The organism is candidate division KSB1 bacterium (assembly GCA_034506255.1).
GTDB classification, from domain to species: Bacteria; Zhuqueibacterota; Zhuqueibacteria; order Zhuqueibacterales; family Zhuqueibacteraceae; genus Coneutiohabitans; species Coneutiohabitans thermophilus.
Window position 1 is genome coordinate 1 of the sequence record JAPDPX010000015.1, and the last position, 17904, is coordinate 17904.

Consider the following 17904-nt stretch of genomic DNA (forward strand, 5'->3'; position numbering starts at 1 on the left):
TGTTGTTGGCTGAATTGCCATTCGGTTGCCATTTCCGGCTGGTCGCCACAAAAGCGCGCGCTGAAAAAAGTTCAAAAATATCTCTTACTGTGGCAAGCTTCAAGATGGGTTCACCGGGTGGATACGGTTGCACGCGACCATACTCATCCACTGGCACAAATGTCAGGCGATAGCCGCGCATGCGCTGCCAATAGCGGCAGGGCTCGCTTATCGAGGGATGTTCGATTGCCGTGGTAACGAGGTGATCTCCCGCCGCGCGATGCCCCTCGAGATAACCCTTGATTGCCAGATTGTTGGCCTCGCTGCCGCCGCTGGTGAAGATGATTTCCTCCGGCGCACAACCGAGCAATGCCGCAACCTGTTCGCGCGCCCGTACAATCGCACTGCGACAGTGCCGGCCATGGGCATGACTGCTGCCGGCATTGCCAAAGCCGGTTGTGAGAAAAGGCAGCATGCTTTCCAAGACTTCAGGAGCAACAGGGGTGGAGGCGTTGTAATCCAGATAGATCGCAGGCATGTTCATCAGCGAGGAGTGAAGTTTTTCTCCCGCAATATGAGGTTTGATCGTTTCTGCAGGATTCGCACCTTTTCGCAGGCCATTTGATTTCACTCGTCAGATAGACACGGCGCTTCGCGGTGCAAAGCATGCTTTTGATGTCGTCCTCCTCTCACTTTGACGGCGGGAGAGCCTCAGTGGCGGAGCATGCCAGCACGCACGAACAACGGCCAGCGCATATGCCTGGCGTCCGCCGGATTGCCCCAAACCAATGCGAGCCGCTCGCCCAACTGCGTGACTGGATCGAAGCCCCGCGCCGCGATGAACCGCTGCGTTGCCGACCAGGTGCCGAGATAGCCGAGCAAATCCTGCAAGCGCCAGGATGCCGACATCTCGAAGGCTGGCACGGCAAGCTCGGCAAAGGGGAACGGCAATTCGGCAAAACGGGCACCGACCCACTGGCGTTCCAGCGGCCAGAAGGCACCGACAACAGTGCGATTGAAATCATCGAGCAGGGCATCGATTTCCGGCGTGAGGCGGAGCAAATCATAACACCAGACGGCCAGAACACCACCGGGTTTGAGAACCCGCCGCACTTCGGCATAAAAAACGTCCAGTTGAAACCAGTGCAGCGCCTGCGCGACGGTGATCAAATCCACCGCCTGCGCGGCGATGCCGATGTGTTCCGCTTCCGCCATGACATAACAAACGCGCGCATGTGACCGCGCCTGTGCGATTTGCCGGGCGCTGGGGTCGCTGGCAATGACGCGGGCAAAATGTCGGGCGAGTGCCAGCGCGGCTTGGCCGCTGCCGGTGCCGCAATCCCAGGCACAGTCATGCTCCGGCACCAGGCCCGCGAGAAAGGCAAACAGCTCGTCGGGGTAGCGCGGGCGATATCTGGCATAATCTTCTGCTTGTTTGGAAAAATGATCCTTGAACGCCATCTCAGTTCGGTAATTGTTTTTCCTGGCGAATTTCGACGACACCTTTCAAGTTGAGCGCGGCCACGCCGGTGCGCACTGCGGTCATGAAACGGTCGCCGGGGTCGATCTTTTCCGTGCGATAATTGGGGTCGCGCTCGCGCCACAGCGGATGTCCGACGAATTCCAGATACTCATGATGGCCGATCAGATACTCGAGGGTGGGGAATTTCTGCACCAGGTAGTGCACCAGTTTGATGTTGGCCGCCACCTGCGCGTCGGTGAGATTGTCCACCCCGTCCTGGCCGCCGACATTTTCCACGCCGATCGACTCGTAATTCAAGCCAATGCAATGGCGCGCCATCCAGTTTTCCGGCATGAGGCGGTGGATGCTGCCGTCCTGCCCGACGAGAAAATGGATGGCGACGTTCGCTTCGCCGGCGTGGCGCAGTTCCGGACGCGAGGCCGGCAGCCGTTCCGGCGCGAACGTGGCAAAAGATTTTTCGAAGTCATCGATCGCAGTCCAGTGCAGCACAATCACGCGCGGTGTAATCGTGATATCCGCCGCCGTCACGCCATAGTGCATGGCGAGATAGTCGCGTGTGAGCTGCACCCGTTCGGCGGAAAACGGAATGGGTCGGTCGATGATTTTGATTGCCGGCCCGCAACCGGCGACCACGCCGAATAATGCGACAGTGAGAAACCGGCTGTACCAGTGTGCACACATCGCCTGACTCTGTTGGGTATGGCTGCGCAGTGAACTTGCCAGTGAAGATGGCAAGAAAATGGCATGCTTGCAAGGACAATTCGTGACAGACGGCGTGTGGCGCTGCCGGTTGGCATGCTCACCATGCTCGTTGAAAGTTGAAGTTTGAATTTCTGTTGGCGAAAGCCTCAGCTTTGCACGCCAGCTCAAACGGGTATGATTTCACAGGCAACGGCTATGTGCCCGAGCGCACAGGCGGTAACCAACCTGGCGGATTTAACCGTCAAGTGTGTCACAGGAGGTGAGACATTTTCGAGCAGACACCGGTCAGAGTGGAATTTCATGCCGCATACTCTGGCACGTTAAATGCAAATATGTCAGGGCAGTCGTCCAAAAACAGGATTTGCATCTGCGATTGTGGTTGGACTTACAAATTTGAATCACGCTGTCTCAAGGTGTTTCAGATTCGTATGGCAGGCAGGACGCACAAATCACCTCACACCGGGCATCAGCAAGAGCGGTCCGGTGACTCCCACAACAAAGTTTGAACCTTTGCCAGGAGGGCATCGTTCAAACCAGCAGCGCATCAGGATGATCGCGAATTTCGCTCTTGATCTTTGTTTGATTGTTCCGACCGGCCGGCGGCCCAGTCGGCGGCAGGGAAGCCGCCAGGGATTGGATCAAGTGCCCACGCATTACACAGGACAGATTCGGCGGGCAATTGCTCCACGGTGCCAGGCACGGCGCCGCGGCTGATCCGGCAGGCCGGACAATATCACGACGGCAGCGCGCACGCGTTGCCGGGCTCAGGCAGGAGCCCAGGGCCAGGGACGACCCGAAAGCGCTTCGGCGCATTCTTGGTACCACAGCTTAGCACTGCATCCGAACTGGCGCGGTGACCCACGGAAGGTAAGCCGCGCCTTTTCTATTTTGGGGTTGCCTGCGCACCCCGTGCGGGGATTGCTGTGCTCCTCACACCTCTTGCGCTGTTGCAGGATAATCCCACCGCCGCCGGCCAATCTGGTGCAAGCCTCTTCCCGGCAGGCGCAGCATCCCAATGTTTGAAATTGGCCACACAGGTTTGTAGCGATTGCAACGAATAAAATCAGCGCGGCACGGCGTTGGGCAGCTTGCAGAAAATTTGTTGGCGGCCGTTTGCCGCGTTATGCTGAACCCACACCGGTTGGCATGGAACCTTAAAAAATTCCAGATGGAACAAATCTGCCATGAAAGGAGACTGAACGGTGAGAGCGAAGATTTTTTCAACCGCGCAACCCGCCAAAGGCACGAGGGAAACCTGCCGGCCTGTGTGATTTTTGTGGTGCTGAGGCTTGCTGTTCGGCAAGCGCTGCAGAAAAACTCTTTGCGGCTTTGCATGAGAGTTTTTGCCCTGTTTGAAAAATCAGTGACATTGAACATCTTGTCTGCAGGCAGGCATGCTTTCTCCACGCCGCACGATGCTGAGGGGGATTGCGGCGGGGCGTTATTTTCATTGCAATTCGTGCTCTTTTCCTTTATTTTTCGTGTTCAAATTTGGGCCAGGCTTGCCTGACCGTTCGTCATAAATCAGCCATCCCAACGCATGGTTCACGGTTACCCACGGATTGATATGGGACTGCAACGAACGCCTTTCCGCCGTTTTTTCAAATATCTTTGCCTGCCCGCTCTTCTGGTTTCCACCACGCTGGCGCAAGACTTGATGCCGCTCGATCAAATCAAGCCGGGTATGAAAGGCAAGGGCCGCACCGTGTTCAGCGGTTATCAACCCGAAGAATTCGACTTCGAAGTGGTCGAGGTGCTGCGGGACTTCTACCCCAGGCGCAATCTGATTCTCATCCGGCTCGACAGCGAGAATGCCCGCTTCACCGGCGTTGCCGCCGGCATGAGCGGCAGCCCCATTTACATCGATGGCAAACTCGCGGGTGCCCTCTCTTATTCCATCAGCGTGTTCTTGAAGCAGCCACTTGCCGGCGTCACCCCGATTCATGAAATGCTCGAGATCATCGCACGCGAAGCGGTGCGCGAGCAGGAGCTGGCGGCTTTCACCCCCGCCAGCGACAGCCCCTTTCTGGAAATGGCGCTGGGCCTGGCTGAACCCTCGTGGGAGAGTTTCATTCCGAAAGCACTCTTGCAGCGGCGCATGCATGCCGCGGATCACATCAAACCCCTGCCGTTACCGCTTGCCTTTTCAGGTTTTCAATCCCGGCTGGTGGAGCAGGCGGCGGGCTTGCTGCAGCCCGCCGGCCTGGTGGCGGTGAGCGCCGGCACCCTCACGGAGGAAGCCGTCACCGCCGATCAACTGGTCCCTGGTGCCGCAATTAGTGCGGTCTTGCTGCGCGGCGACGCGAGTATTGACGCCATTGGCACGGTAACCTATCGTCAGGGCAACCGCGTGCTCGCCTTCGGCCATCCTTTTTTCGATGTCGGGCCGGTGGCGATACCGGTCGCGCTCGCCAAAATTCTCACCGTCGTGCCGAGTGAATTGAGCGCCTTCAAGATTGGCGCGAGTGCCGGAGTGCTCGGCACACTGCGCCAGGATCGCACCACCGGCATTTATGCTGAAGTTGGCAGCGTGGCGAATCTGGTGCCGCTGGCCGTGACCTACACCGACGAAACCGGCAGGCAAATCCGCTTTACTTTCGAGTTCAGCGATGAGCGTGCGATCAACACGCTGATGCCGCTGGTGCTGCGCTTTGTGCTGGTCAATACGCTCGAATCTGCACGGCTTGCCACCGGCGAAAACAGTCTGCAGCTTGATGGCGAGCTTCGGCTGCGCGACGGCGCCAAGATCAAACTGGCGAATTTTTATCCCGGCATGCTACCGCTTCCCGGACAGGGGTTTTTGAACGGCATTCTGCAGGCCACCGGAGAGATTGCCGCAGCCCTGGGCACGGTAATGGCCAACGATCTCGAGCCGGTGAAAATCGCGGGAGTGGCTTTGCATTTCACCTCACTACCGGGCTGGCGATATGCCACGGTTGAGCAAGTTTGGCTGGACCGCAGCCTGGTGGAGGCGGGTGACAGCATCAATGTGTTTGCCCGCGTGAAAGCCTATCGCGGTCCGGAGGTGGTCGTGCAACAGCGGCTCGTCATTCCCGCGGCGCTGGAGGGCAACATGCTCACCGTCACGGTGGGCGGCAGCCGCGAGCTGACCCGCCAGGAGCAGCAGTTCTTTCCGGGCCGTTTTTCCCCGCGCAGCTTTGCGCAGTTGGCGGCGTTGCTTAATGAACGCCGGCGCAACGATGCCATCTATTTTCAGTTGAGCACGCCCGACCGCGGGTTGATTGTGGAGGGCGATGAGCTCAGCTCGCTGCCGCCCACCGCATTTGCGATTTTGCAGGCGCAGAATTTGAAGGGCAACACTTCCTTTGCGCGGCAGCGCGTCTTGGCGGAAGTGGCACAGCCGGTGGCGTTCCCGGAGGCCTCGACCCGGCAGAAAACCGGGGCCAGGCCCTATGCCATCTCGGGCATGAAGACGATCCGGGTGAGGGTGAAGTAGCTTTGTTCTGCCTGGCGATTCCATCGGGTTTCCCCGCATAAATTCCAATCCCATGAAATGGTTCACGGTTATTTTTGCGGGAACTTCGGTTTCACGCGAGGATTTCTCCTCTTGTTTTGAAATAAATCTTTGCTGCCGCACCAGCGACATGGTGCTCTCGCAATGAGAGAGGGCCTTTTTAGTCGGCATTGTCTCACGGCGGTGGAGAGAAGGAAGAAGGCCGGTAGAGCCGAACCGCTGAGACAGCCAGGAACATCGTCCGCTCCGGCCGCGAAGGAGATCGGTTCATCATCGGTTTGTCACCGGGCAAGCAACATCGCACCCACGACCTTAGGGGTGGATTGACGCTGCATCGGGCCGCTGCTCGACAAACTGGGGACGTCGATCGGTCGACGCTGCACAAGGTTGACCGTTGCAAATAGATCCCAAGTCATCGCGATGACTGCAGAACCGGAAGCCCAGAACCGGGAGAGACGTGGCCATGCCCGAACGAATCGTCCGTCAAACAGTCGATGAAAAACGCCGCGCCCTGGCGCGCATGGTGCGCCAGTGGAGCGTGGCCGATTTTCAGCGCCAGTTGGAGCAGGCCGGCATCTATCGCGCATTTGTTGTGTATGAGAATGGGGAGTTCACGCTGTCGCATCCGCAGATTCTCGCGCCCGTGCAGGCGTTCTTTGAACTGTCCCAGGATTTCAGCAATCATGAGGCGGTTTTCATCGGCCGGGAGGACGGCATTGCCATGCTGTTCTTCGCGTTCGTGCACGACACCCGCCGCGGCCTGGCGCAGGGCGGATTGCGTTTCTGGCGTTACGACACTCTGGCCGAGGTGCTGGTTGATGGTCTGCGCCTGGCGCAGGGCATGACCCGCAAGAATGCGCTGGCCGGTTTGTGGTGGGGCGGCGGCAAGGGCATTATTCCACTGCCACCCGATCTCAGAATGCCGGATGATCTGCCGCCCGGCCCCGCGCGTCGCCGGCTGTTTGAAGCCTACGGCCGTTTCGTGGCCAGCCTGGGAGGCGTGTACTACACCGCGGAAGATGTCGGCACCAAGACCGCGGACATGGATGCCATACTCAGCCAGAATCGCTTCACCACCTGCATTTCGACCGCGCTCGGCGGCAGTGGCAATCCATCCCCGTTCACGGCGCAGGGCGTGCTGCGCGGCATGCAGGCGGCCTGGCGCTTTCTCACCGGCTCGGATGATTTGCGCGGCGTGCGCGTGGCTGTGCAGGGCGCCGGCAACGTCGGCCGGCCATTGATCGAAATGCTGGATGATTTGGGCGCGGTGGTGTGGGTCGCCGACGTCAATCAGCAGGCCGTTCAGGCATTGAAGGCCAGACGGCCACGCCTGCACGTGGTCGGACCGGAGGAAATTTTCGATCTCGAAGCGGATATTCTCGCACCCTGTGCGCGCGGCGGCGTGATCAACGCCCACACCATTCCACGGCTGAAAGTGCGGCTGGTCTGCGGTGCCGCCAACAACATTCTGCTGGAGGAACGCTACGATCCGGAGCGGCTCTGGCGCCGCGGGATCACTTTCGTGCCGGATTACGTGTGCAACCGCATGGGCATTACCAATTGCTGTGACGAATGGCACGGCTATTTGCAGGATGACATCCGCATTGCCGCCGAGCGCGTTTATCCCGACACCCTGCGCGTCCTGCGGCATGCCCGCAACCTGTTCATTCCGCCGACCCAGGCGGCCAATGAACTGGCCGATGTCGCCGCCAGCGAGTTGCATCCCATTCTGGGGCATCGCGGCCGCCGTATCATCGATCACTTGCTGGCGTCGAATTGGAGCGGCGCCGGGCGGCCGCGCACGCATGACACCACCCGGCAGATCTTCGATCCGCCACTGGATGAACCGGTGCGGCGGGTGGCATGGGACAAACAGGGGCGTTTTCGCGGGGAGCAGGGCCGTCTCGCCGCCGCGCCGATTTCGGCGGTGGCCAGCCCCAATTTGGCCTCGTTTATTTCACCACTGCTGCTCGATGTGCGGGCGCGCGCCCGCGAGATGCTCACCAACCAGCGGCCGCGTCGCGTGCTGGGCACCGATCACGGCGGCCTGGCGCTGCAGCTCGCCATTGAAAACTCGCTGCCATATGAGCGCGAGGAGGTGGGCCGGCCGGAATTCACCGCGATCTGCCGGGATTTTTTCAATCGCAATGATGCCGAGATTCGCGAACAATTGCAGCAGCTCGGCATCGGTTTCGATCCGGCCGGTTGGCTCAATCCCATGTCCGAAGCCGGCCGGCGTGCGGTGGAGCGCCTGTTTTACAGCCTGAAGGATGCGGGTTTGCTCGTGCGCGAGAAGCGTTGGGCCTACCATTGCCCGCGCTGTCAAACCGTGCTGGTGGCTTCGGATGTCAGTCGCGCCCGGCTCAAAGTCGATCATCATTACAGCATTCGCTTCCGCAGCAAAACCGGCGTGCTCGAGACCAAGACGCATTTTCCCGAGTTGGTTTTGGGCGCGGTGGCGGTGGCGGTGAAGGCCTCCGGCCCCTTCGGCCGTTTTGCCGGAGAGACGGCCTCGCATCCGGTGAGCGGCGCGGCCCTGCCGATTCTGGGAGTGGATGAGCTGGCCGCGGACGCCGTATTTCTGGTGCCCGCGCACAACCGCAACGATGAGCAAATCGCGCGCCTCGCCCGCCTGGAGGAGCGCATCGTGGTCTTTGATGAAAAGGGTGCGGTGTGCATTCCAGGTTATGAGCATCTCTCCCTGCCGGAGGCGCGGCGCAAGGTGCTGGAGCACATCGGCGCGGCTGCGACGCGGATTCCCGGACACGAGGCGATCGAGGCGCATCGCTGCCGGCGCTGTGAGGCCGTGGTCTACCAGCGCTGCTCCGAGCAGTTGTTCGTGCGCGTGGAGGCCGGCGCCGGCCATTTGCGTCGCGGCATTGAAACGGGTGCGGTGCATTTTTCCCATCCCCGCTGGCGGGAGCGCGTGCTCGCGCATCTGGACGCGCTGGAGCCCTGGTGCATTTCGCGGCAGCACTGGTGGGGCAACGAGATTCCTGAAAATCCGCAGGAAGTGTTTTCCACCTGGTTTTCACTGGCTGCCTGGTCGCTGCAGGGCGCAGGCTGGCCGGCACAACCCATGCCGCCACCCATCGAAGAAGTCTTCGTCGATCCGGATTTGTTGCTGCGCTGGGTGGTGCCGTCACAGATCGTGGCGTATGCGATCACCGGACGGCCGGTGTTCCAGCACATCCACGTGCACGGCAGCCTGCAGGTTTCCGAACGCGTGTTGCTCGCGGTCCCGGGCGCGGCCGGCGATTTGCCCGATGAGGAGCGTTTTTACTTTCGCAGAGTGCACCGGCCGATGCGCCGCAGTCTGGGGAATGTCGTGCAGCCCCGCACACTCATTCGCCGTTTCGGTGCGGATGCCCTTCGCCTGGGCTGCCTGCTCTGCCTGGAGAGCGGCTTTCAGGAGGTGGTCACGGCTTCGGAAAGCAAATTGCGTCGCGGCCGCAAGACGGTGCATTTGCTGCTGGCCAAACTGACGGGCTTGCAGCAATTGCTCGGCGACGCCAGGCCGGCGGGGGAAGCGCGGCCCGCCGACCGCTGGCTGATCGCGCAGGCGGAGACCGCGGCCGAAACGGTGCGCAAAGCCTATATCGTCCATCATTATGCCGAGGCGGCAGTGATTTTGAGCGAGATGATCGAAGCGTTGGGCCGCTATACCAATCTGGTCGCCGCGCGCAAGCAGGCGGGTCGGGATCCCGGTGCGGCGGCGGCAACCGTGGCTGCGGTGATTGCCTGCATGGCCACATCTTTCAGTCCGATCTGTCCGTTCCTGTTCGAAAAAGTCGCCGCCTGGAGCGCCAGCCATTTTGCCGGAGCGGGTCCTGCGCCGGCAGTGGAACCGTGGATGGCGGAACTGGTGCGGCAGATCGCGCAACGCCGCAATGATATCGATCTGCTGCAAACGCCATTGGCAAAGCTCGCCGACGCCGATCGCGATGAACTCATGAAGCTCACCAGGGGCTTTTTGCGTTGAACAGATCCGGCCCACTGCCGGAATTTTCAGGGGATTTCGGCAGGAATCCTTGATATGGCGGGTTGTTTCGTCCTGTCGCAGGCAGCCTGTGCGCCGCGGGAATCATCCGCTTTTTCGAGTGCCTGAATTTCGCATGCTGGCTTGCTGTTGCCTGGAATAAAAGGCGTGTTCACAAAACTCCGTGAGGAGTTGACGGCACGGTGGCCGCAAAATTTTTAATGCACCTCCCCGTGGGTGGGGGCGTCGCGATCAAATCGGCGTTTCCCGCGAGAGGATCAATCTGGATGAAAAAATCAGGAGGTTTACTTTTCAAGCTGGAGTGCAAAACTGAAGCTTTGCGCTCCGAAACTGAAAATCCAATGCCAAACAAGTATATATCACGACGGCAAAGATTTTAAACGCAAATATGCGCAGGCCGCAAAGCTAAAAGATGAATCTGGCATGAAGCTTCGCGCCCCTGCGCCGCCGCCACGAATGAATTGGTTGCGGCGACTGGCTGCGCCATGATGTCAAGAAACGGCAGGCGCGCCCGCCGCGCACCTCATTTTCAGGAGCACGTTCAACACATGCCTTTCTCGGAATACTTCGACCATAAGACCTGTGAGCCGGAGCTATACCGCCGCTGGGAGGAAAGCGGCTGCTTCATCGCTGACCGGGACTCCAGCAAGCCGGCCTTCACCATCGCGATGCCGCCCCCCAATGCCACGGGCACGCTGCATCTCGGCCACGCCATCATGCTCGCTCTCGAAGACCTGATGATCCGCTGGCGCCGCATGTCCGGCGATGAGGCGCTGTGGGTGCCGGGAACGGATCATGCCGCCATCGCCACGGAAAATGTGGTCATCAAGATGCTGCAGAAGGAAGGTATCGCCGACCCGCGCAAGACGCTCGGCCGCGAAGAGCTGGTGCGGCGCATCATCGGCTACGTCGCCGACGCGCAAGCCACCATCCGTGCGCAGATTCGTGCCATGGGCGCGAGCTGCGACTGGTCGCGCGAGCGCTACACCATGGATGCCGCGTTGTCGCGCTGTGTCACCGCGGTGTTCAGCCGCATGTTTCGCGATGGTTTAATCTATCGCGGCCCGCGCATTGTCAACTGGGACCCGGCACTGCAAACCACGGTATCGGACGATGAAATCGATCACGTCGAGCGGGAGGCAAAATTTTACACCATGCACTACGGCCCCTTTTTGGTGGGCACCAGCCGGCCGGAAACCAAACTCGGTGATACCGCGGTCGCGGTGCATCCCGATGACCCGCGCTGGCAGGCCTACATCGGCCGGACCATCGAAGTGCCCTGGCCCAAAGGGCCCACCATCACCGTCAAGGTCGTGGCGGATGCGGAGTTCGTCGACCCCGCCACCGGCACCGGCGCGCTGGGTGTCACTCCCGCCCACAGTCAGGTCGATTTCGAGATTGCACGCAAACACGGCCTGCCGCTGATTCAGGTGATCGGCGAGGACGGCCGCATGACCGAAGCCGCCGGGCCCTATGCCGGCATGACCGTGCTGGAATGCCGCGAAGCCTTCGTGCGCGATCTCGAGGCCGCCGGGTTGATGGCGAAGATCGAAACCTATACCCAGCCGATCTCAATCTGTCATCGCTCCAAGCAGCCCATCGAGCCTTTACCGAAAAATCAGTGGTTCATCGATGTCAACAAGCCGGCGGTGCCGTGGCGTGGCAAATTGCTCAGCCTCAAACAGGTGATGCGATCGGTGGTGGAATCCGGCGAGATTCGCATCGTGCCGGAGCACGAAGAAAAGAAATATTTCCACTGGATCGACAATCTGCGCGACTGGTGCATCTCACGGCAGATCTGGTGGGGCCACCGCATCCCCGCCTGGTATCGCGGACCGGAAGAGTTCTATGTCGGCCATCGCCCGCCGCAGGAGGAAGGCTGGGTGCAGGATCCCGACACGCTCGACACCTGGTTCTCTTCGGCTTTGTGGACGTGGAGCACGCTGGTCGATCCCAAAGTCGCCGCCGATCCGCAGCGCGATCTCAAACAGATACTCGCCGCCAGTCCGGATTTCCAGCGTTTCCATCCCACCTCGGTGATGGAAACCGGCTGGGACATTCTGTTCTTTTGGGTGGCGCGCATGATCTTGATGACCACCTACGTCACCGGCCAGGTGCCCTTTCGAGTGGTTTATTTGCACGGCATGGTGCTGGACAAGGACGGCGAGAAAATGTCGAAGACCAAGCCGGAGACCAGCATCGATCCCCTCGATGTGATTCGCGAAGACGGCGCCGACGCGCTGCGGCTGGCGATGGTGTTGAGCAGTTCCGCCGGCCGGGACACGCGCCTGGCGAAGGAGCAGATCACCGCCTGCAAACGGCTGGTCAACAAAATCTGGAATGCCGCCAAGCTGGTGGAGCGCACGCTGGCAAACGCACCGGCAACCGCGGCAACACCCGTGAACGTGGAACATCCCGTGAACCGCTGGATGTTGATGCGGCTGAAGACGTTGATCAGCATCGTCAATCATCGTCTCGCGGTCTATGCCTTCAACGATGCCGCCGAACACATCCGCGCCTCGTTTTGGGGCGAGTTTTGTGACTTTTATCTCGAAGCGATCAAACTCGAGTCGCTCAAACAGCGCGACGAGACCGCCGCGGTGCTGCGCCACACCTTCGATTGTTATTTGCGGCTGTTTCATCCCCTCATTCCCTTTGTGACCGAGCAGATCTGGCAGGAACTCGGGCGGCCGGGCTTTCTGGTGCGCGCCAGGTGGCCGGAAATTGTGGCGGCCCATGACTGGCCGGCGGAGGTGGAAGGCGTCGATGCGGTGGTGCGTTTGCTCACGGAAATTCGCCGTATCCGCTCGGAAAAGGAAATCCCGCCCACCGCCAGGGTCGACGTCCTGATTCAGCCGCGTCAACAGGCGCACATCTTCGCCGCCTGCCGCGAGATCATTGCCCGCCTGGCCCGCACCACCGAACCGGTGATCGAGAACACGCCGCAGACCTCGGCCACCGCGCTGCGCAATGCCGTGGTGGCAGTGGATGCCGCGTTCACGGTGGCGGTCAGCCTGAGCCAGGCCGACCTCGCAGTGGAACGCAACCGCCTGACCCGGCAGCTCGAAACCGAGCAGCAGCGCCTGGCCCGCCTCGAACAGAAACTGAAGGATGAACGCTTCCTGCAGCAGGCCAGGCCCGAGTTCATTCAATCGACCAGGGCCGAAGCTGCCAGGATTGGCGCCACCATTGACTCGCTGCGGGAAAGACTGGCCTCGCTGTCCTGACCGCCGCCGCCCGCCATTCCCCAAAGCCCGGACCAAGCTTTGAAGCACGGCGGCAATCAACAAAAGCGTCCCATGATGACTGACAGGATTACAATGCACACGCGCTCATTTGGTATACTGCTGACCGGCATTTTCACCACCAGCCTTTTCGCCACTTCTGCCACCTTCAAAACTTTTTCGACGCAGGAACAATTGGAGAGAGGCAAAGCCCGGGGCGTTGCGATCAATTCTCTGGGCCAGCTCCTGCTCGCACCCGCCGTGCAGGAGCTCCACCGACCCAGCCTTCCCGCGATTTGGTGCGCGGCCACAGACCCGCAGGGCAACGTCTATTTTGGCGGCGGCAACCCCGCGGTGGTGTTGCGCCTCGACGCACGGCAAAAGGCGGACACCATATTTGCCAGCAAGGAAGTGGCGGTGATGGCCATGACCTTTGCCACCGACCGGCTTTATTTTGCCACCTCACCGGATGGCCAGATTTATCGCTATTCGCCCGACGGCAAGGCGGAGCCGGTTTACAAACCCGGGGCCAAATACGTGTGGGCGCTGGAGCCGGGTGCGGGCGGCCGTCTCTTCGCAGCCACGGGCGAGCCGGGCACCATTTTGCAGATTCCGGCTGCCGGCGCAGTCGAAACCTTTTTTGAATCCGAAGAAACACATTTGCGCTGTCTGCGCTGGGACCATCGCGCGCAGGTGTTGTATGCCGGCTCGAGCGGCAATGGTTATCTCTATCGCCTTACCGCAGACCGGAAGGTCGCGGTGCTCTATGATGCGCCCTCCGCCGAGATTGTCGCCATTGCCCTGCACGAGAATGGCGATCTCTATCTCGCCGGCGCCGCGGCGGGTGTCCTGCCGTTTTTGCCTCCGACCACGGCGCCGGCTGCCACGACCGGGGGCGGCGCAGAAACCGGCGAACACGAAGATGAGAACGTGATCGTGATAACCGCGAGTGGGGAGGGCAGCGGAACGGCCTCCGAGGGGACTCCATCCGGTGCCGCCTCTGCAGAGGCGGGTATGGGTGCGGTTTATCGTGTCTCGCCCAACGGCATCGCACGCATCCTGTGGACCTCGCGCAGCGAGCGCGTGCACGCCATGCACCTGACCACCGCTTATGCCACCAAAGAGGAGAATTTTCACCTGCTGGTTGGCACCGGCGACAAGGGCAAAGTTATTCTGCTGAACGCCGAGGGCAGCCGTACGTTGCTGCTGGAGTCCGAGGCCAGCCAGATCACCTCCCTCGGTCCGGAATCGAATGGCCGGATCGTTTTGACGACGGCCAACCCCGGTGTGGTGCAATTGCTCGGGCAAACCCGCCGTGACCAGGGGGAATACCTGGCGGAGGTGATCGATGCCGGCGCGCCGGCGCAGTGGGGCGCCGCGACGTGGCAAACCAATGCCGCCGCCTCGGTGAAGGTGTTCACGCGCAGCGGCAACACCGGCAAGCCGGACCGGACGTGGAGCGAATGGGCAATGGTGCCGGCCGCCGGCAGCAGCGGCGCCATCGCCAGTCCGGCCGGCCGTTTTCTGCAATGGAAAGTTGTGCTCGCCGGCGGCGGTGAGCCGGCAGCCCATGTGCGGGAGATGCAGATTTCATATTTGCCGGCGAACCTGGCCCCGGAGATCACACAAATCAAAATCTATCCGCCCGGCGAGGCTTTTCCCGAAGCGGCGCAAAATGCCAGCGATCATGCCGCCGAAAGCAGCAGCGGCGAGTCTGGTGCCGGCACGCCGCCGGCCGGCCGCAAAGTCAACCAAAAAGGGGCGCAATCTTTCGGCTGGAAGGCGCGCGACGAAAACAAGGATCAGCTCGAGTTTCAACTGGAAATTCGCGGCAGCGGGGAAAAGGCATGGCGCGAGCTGGTGAAAAAGTATCGCGGCCAGGTCTACACCCTCGACAGCCAGTCGCTGCCTGACGGTGAATATCAGGTGCGCCTAACCGCCAGCGATCGCCCGAGCAATCCTCCGGCACTGGCGCTCAGCGTGCAGAAAACCAGCGAGCTGTTTCTCATAGACAACACGCCGCCGGTCGTGAGTGCGATCACGTTCAACAACACTGCCGGCGGCCGTCTGGCCGTGTTCGAGGCCGGCGATCGCCTGTCGCGCCTGAGTGAGGCGTGGTACAGTCTCGATGCCGGCGAGTGGCAACTCCTTTATCCCGTTGATCAGGTGGCCGATCAATTGCACGAGCGTTTTCAAATTCCCCTGGCGGCAGAGGCGCGCGGCAAGATGCTGGCGGTCAAAGTCACGGATGCTAACGGCAACGCCGGCTTCAGCAAGGCGGTTGTGCCACAGTGATAATCTTTGCGTCAACACGCCCATGATTCAAGCAGCAAAGGACCCTGATGATTGCGACCAACGAATTGCAGCAAATCAAATCTCTCATTGATTCGAACCACCGCTTCCTGCTCACCACCCACGTCAATCCCGATGGTGACGGCATCGGTTCGGAAATTGCGCTGGCCACTCATCTGCGCCATCTCGGCAAGCAGGTGTTGATTCTCAACCACAGCGAGACGCCTGACAATTGCGAATTTCTCGATCCGCTGGGCGACATTCAACTCTACCGGCGCGAGCTGCACGAGCAAAGCGTGCGGGAATGTGACGTGGCTTTCATTCTCGACATCAGCGACTGGAAGCGCCTGCGCGATCTGGGTGAGCTGCTGCGCACGCTCACGCTGCCGAAAGTGTGCATCGATCACCATCCGGTCAGCCAGCCTTTTGCCGATCTCGATGTCATCTACCCGCTGGCCTCCTCCACCGGTGAGTTGGTTTACCGGCTGCTGACGCATCTCGGGGCCAACCTGCGCGGCCGCATTGCCGAGGCGCTCTACACGGCGGTGATGACCGACACCGGGTCCTTCCGCTATTCCAACACCTCGCCGGAGGCACACCGGGTGGCGGCGGAGTTGCTGCTGGCCGGTGTCAATCCGCATCAAATCTATCAAAATGTTTATGAGAATCAGCCACCGCACAAGATGCGGCTGCTCGCCTACATTCTCAACAATCTCGAGTATGAAAAGGACGGCCGGCTGGTGTGGTTCGTGGTCAGCCAGGAGACCATGAAAGCCACCAACACCACGCCGCTCGACACCGAAGGCTTCGCCGATTTCCCGCGCACCATCCGCGGCGTGGAAATCTGCATCATGTTTCTGGAAACGAAGGACGGCAGGGCCAAGATCAGTTTTCGCTCGAAGGGCCGCATCGTCATCAACGGCCTGGCCAATCAGTTCGGCGGCGGCGGCCACCCCTTTGCCGCCGGCGCGCTGGTGGACGGCCCGCTGAAGGACGTGATCCCGCAGGTGATCGAAGAAGCCAAGGCGTTGTTCTGAATCCCGCTGTGCAGCCATGCGCGCGGCTGGCAGCGAAACCCGCTCAACGGCCACCGGCTTCGAAGTGCCGTACTTTTCGTTGCAAAGAAGAGCCGTTGCCCCTCTGTTTCTTCGTTGCTGGTTTGGGGGGAATTGGAGTCTCGGCGTGCGACGCTTCAGGTTTGCAACGAGGCTTAATAGTACAACGTTAAGTTGGCACCTCACCCCCCAACGTCATTCTGTAAGAATTTGCCATGCCCTATGGCCACCCATCGGAGTGAAAATGTAGCGCAGACATCTTCTCTGCAGCAGGCTGGAAGCCTGCGCTACGGCATTTTCGTGACTGGCAGGCCTGTGTGCGCGCCGTGGTGGAGCGCTATGATGGCGACGGCAGCGGCGACATGCCGGGTCTCACCATTCCCATCTGTTTTTACCTCATGCCCGGCGGCAGAACCAAACTGGTTTCCAGCAGCGCGGTGTTGAGGGATCTCTACGCTGATTTTCCCGACTATCCGGCATTTGACTCCACCGACGGCCTGATCTGGCGGCGGTTGAATGGTCAGAATTTCCACGGCGTCAGTTATGCCCGCGGCTGGAGTGATTTGAAAAAGCTGCTGGCCGGCCTGGGGGATGACCGCAACGGCACCGCCTGCGATTATCTCGGCTGGCATCCCCATTTCAGTTGACGCGTGATCGATCAGGAATTCCGCCTGTTGCGCGCATTCGCCGGCAGCAAGCCCGTCCATGTCGATGACATGTGGGGCAACATCGTTGCCCAGGGTTACACCGCCGGCGTGTTTCCCGCCATTCCCGGGGAGGCGCAATTCAACGCAGCGCCGGCAAATCCACCCGCGCCGTTTGACTGGGTGCAGTGTCTGTATGGTGATTTTCCGAACCCGCTGTTTGCCACCCGCAATCCGCATGATGATCTGCGGCAGGAATTGCAAAACGGCGATGCCGCCGCGTTGCGCTGGTACGAAGCCCATGGCGCCCGGCAGTTGCTGAAAGCAGTGGTGACCGCGCTCGACGAAGGCGCCGAACGGGTTTCGGTGTCCGGCAGCAATGAGGTGGCGCAGTTACGCAACCCGCCCTTCCAGGAAATCGGCTGGATCAATCTGTTGGGCACGCGGCAGGAAGGCTACCGTGAGAAGCCGCAATTTCACACATACAAACTGCTGGTGGAGAAGTTGCGCGGCTTCACGGCGGTGACCCGCCTCGCCGCAAGTGCCGATTCACGCACGCGGGTTTACAAATTTGCACGACCTGGCGGCCCGCTTCCGGCGCGCGGTGCTGGCTTTGGGTTACGAACCGTTTTTGCTGGAGGAGACGGCCGCCTCTTCGGTGGCCGCGGCGCCGGCAATGAATCTGCCCGGCGCTTTTGAGCTGCGGCAGAATAACCCCAATCCCTTTGCACGGTTCACGCGCTTCCGCTTTCGCCTGCGGCAGCCGGAAAATGTGCGGCTGGAGCTGCTCGATCTCACCGGCCGGCGCCTTCGCCTGCTGTTGGCGGGAAAAAGAGCGGCGGGGGAACATGAAGCGATGTGGAACGGCCGCGATGAGCAGGGCATATTGCTGCCGTGCGGAATCTATTTTTATCGCCTGACCACCGACCGCGGGCAGATGACCCGCAAGATGATCGTGTACTGACGCGGTTAAATGTTCGTAACATCGATCTTCCTGCTTGCAAATCAACGTCAAAGCCGTATTTTGCGTCGTGGTTTGCTCCGGTAAAA

At 60.6% G+C, this 17904-nt stretch carries 12 protein-coding genes; 9 read left to right on the forward strand and 3 right to left on the reverse strand.

The window, feature by feature from the left end; translation table 11 throughout:
* The 3 genes from ONB52_21370 to ONB52_21380 all read right to left on the reverse strand — a co-directional run.
* Positions 1 to 517: aminotransferase class V-fold PLP-dependent enzyme (locus tag ONB52_21370; protein ID MDZ7418684.1), on the reverse strand; the 517-nt coding region annotated here is incomplete at its 3' end.
* Positions 518 to 690: 173 nt separating this feature from the next.
* A complete protein-coding gene (locus ONB52_21375) occupies positions 691 to 1440 on the reverse strand; it encodes a class I SAM-dependent methyltransferase (GenBank protein ID MDZ7418685.1) in 750 nt (249 codons plus the stop codon).
* Between the two features lies 1 nt (position 1441).
* On the reverse strand, positions 1442 to 2143 hold the full coding sequence (locus tag ONB52_21380; GenBank protein ID MDZ7418686.1) for a peptidoglycan recognition protein family protein: 702 nt from the start codon (positions 2141 to 2143) through the stop codon (positions 1442 to 1444).
* 1069 nt (positions 2144 to 3212) lie between these two features.
* Between ONB52_21380 and ONB52_21385 the strand changes: the two genes are divergently transcribed.
* From ONB52_21385 to ONB52_21425, 9 genes are all read left to right on the forward strand, one after another.
* Positions 3213 to 3674, forward strand: coding sequence for a hypothetical protein (locus ONB52_21385; protein MDZ7418687.1), 462 nt, complete (start codon positions 3213 to 3215; stop codon positions 3672 to 3674).
* Between the two features lie 57 nt (positions 3675 to 3731).
* A complete protein-coding gene (locus ONB52_21390; protein ID MDZ7418688.1) occupies positions 3732 to 5621 on the forward strand; it encodes a hypothetical protein in 1890 nt (629 codons plus the stop codon).
* Between the two features lie 481 nt (positions 5622 to 6102).
* Positions 6103 to 9621 (forward strand): class I tRNA ligase family protein, encoded by a 3519-nt coding sequence (locus ONB52_21395; protein MDZ7418689.1) that lies wholly within the window; start codon positions 6103 to 6105, stop codon positions 9619 to 9621.
* A 566-nt stretch (positions 9622 to 10187) separates the two neighbouring features.
* The gene (locus ONB52_21400; GenBank protein MDZ7418690.1) at positions 10188 to 12866 is read left to right on the forward strand and encodes a valine--tRNA ligase; all 2679 of its coding nucleotides are present in this window, start codon (positions 10188 to 10190) and stop codon (positions 12864 to 12866) included.
* A 93-nt stretch (positions 12867 to 12959) separates the two neighbouring features.
* On the forward strand, positions 12960 to 15158 hold the full coding sequence (locus ONB52_21405; GenBank protein MDZ7418691.1) for a hypothetical protein: 2199 nt from the start codon (positions 12960 to 12962) through the stop codon (positions 15156 to 15158).
* Positions 15159 to 15205: 47 nt separating this feature from the next.
* Entirely contained in the window at positions 15206 to 16192 is a 987-nt protein-coding gene (locus tag ONB52_21410; GenBank protein MDZ7418692.1) for a bifunctional oligoribonuclease/PAP phosphatase NrnA, read from the forward strand.
* A 335-nt stretch (positions 16193 to 16527) separates the two neighbouring features.
* Entirely contained in the window at positions 16528 to 16857 is a 330-nt protein-coding gene (locus ONB52_21415) for a hypothetical protein (protein MDZ7418693.1), read from the forward strand.
* A 3-nt stretch (positions 16858 to 16860) separates the two neighbouring features.
* Complete coding sequence (locus ONB52_21420; protein MDZ7418694.1) at positions 16861 to 17553, forward strand: hypothetical protein; 693 nt, start codon at positions 16861 to 16863, stop codon at positions 17551 to 17553.
* A complete protein-coding gene (locus ONB52_21425) occupies positions 17531 to 17818 on the forward strand; it encodes a T9SS type A sorting domain-containing protein (GenBank protein MDZ7418695.1) in 288 nt (95 codons plus the stop codon). Before ONB52_21420 ends, ONB52_21425 begins: the two co-directional genes overlap by 23 nt.
* Positions 17819 to 17904 lie beyond the last annotated feature (86 nt).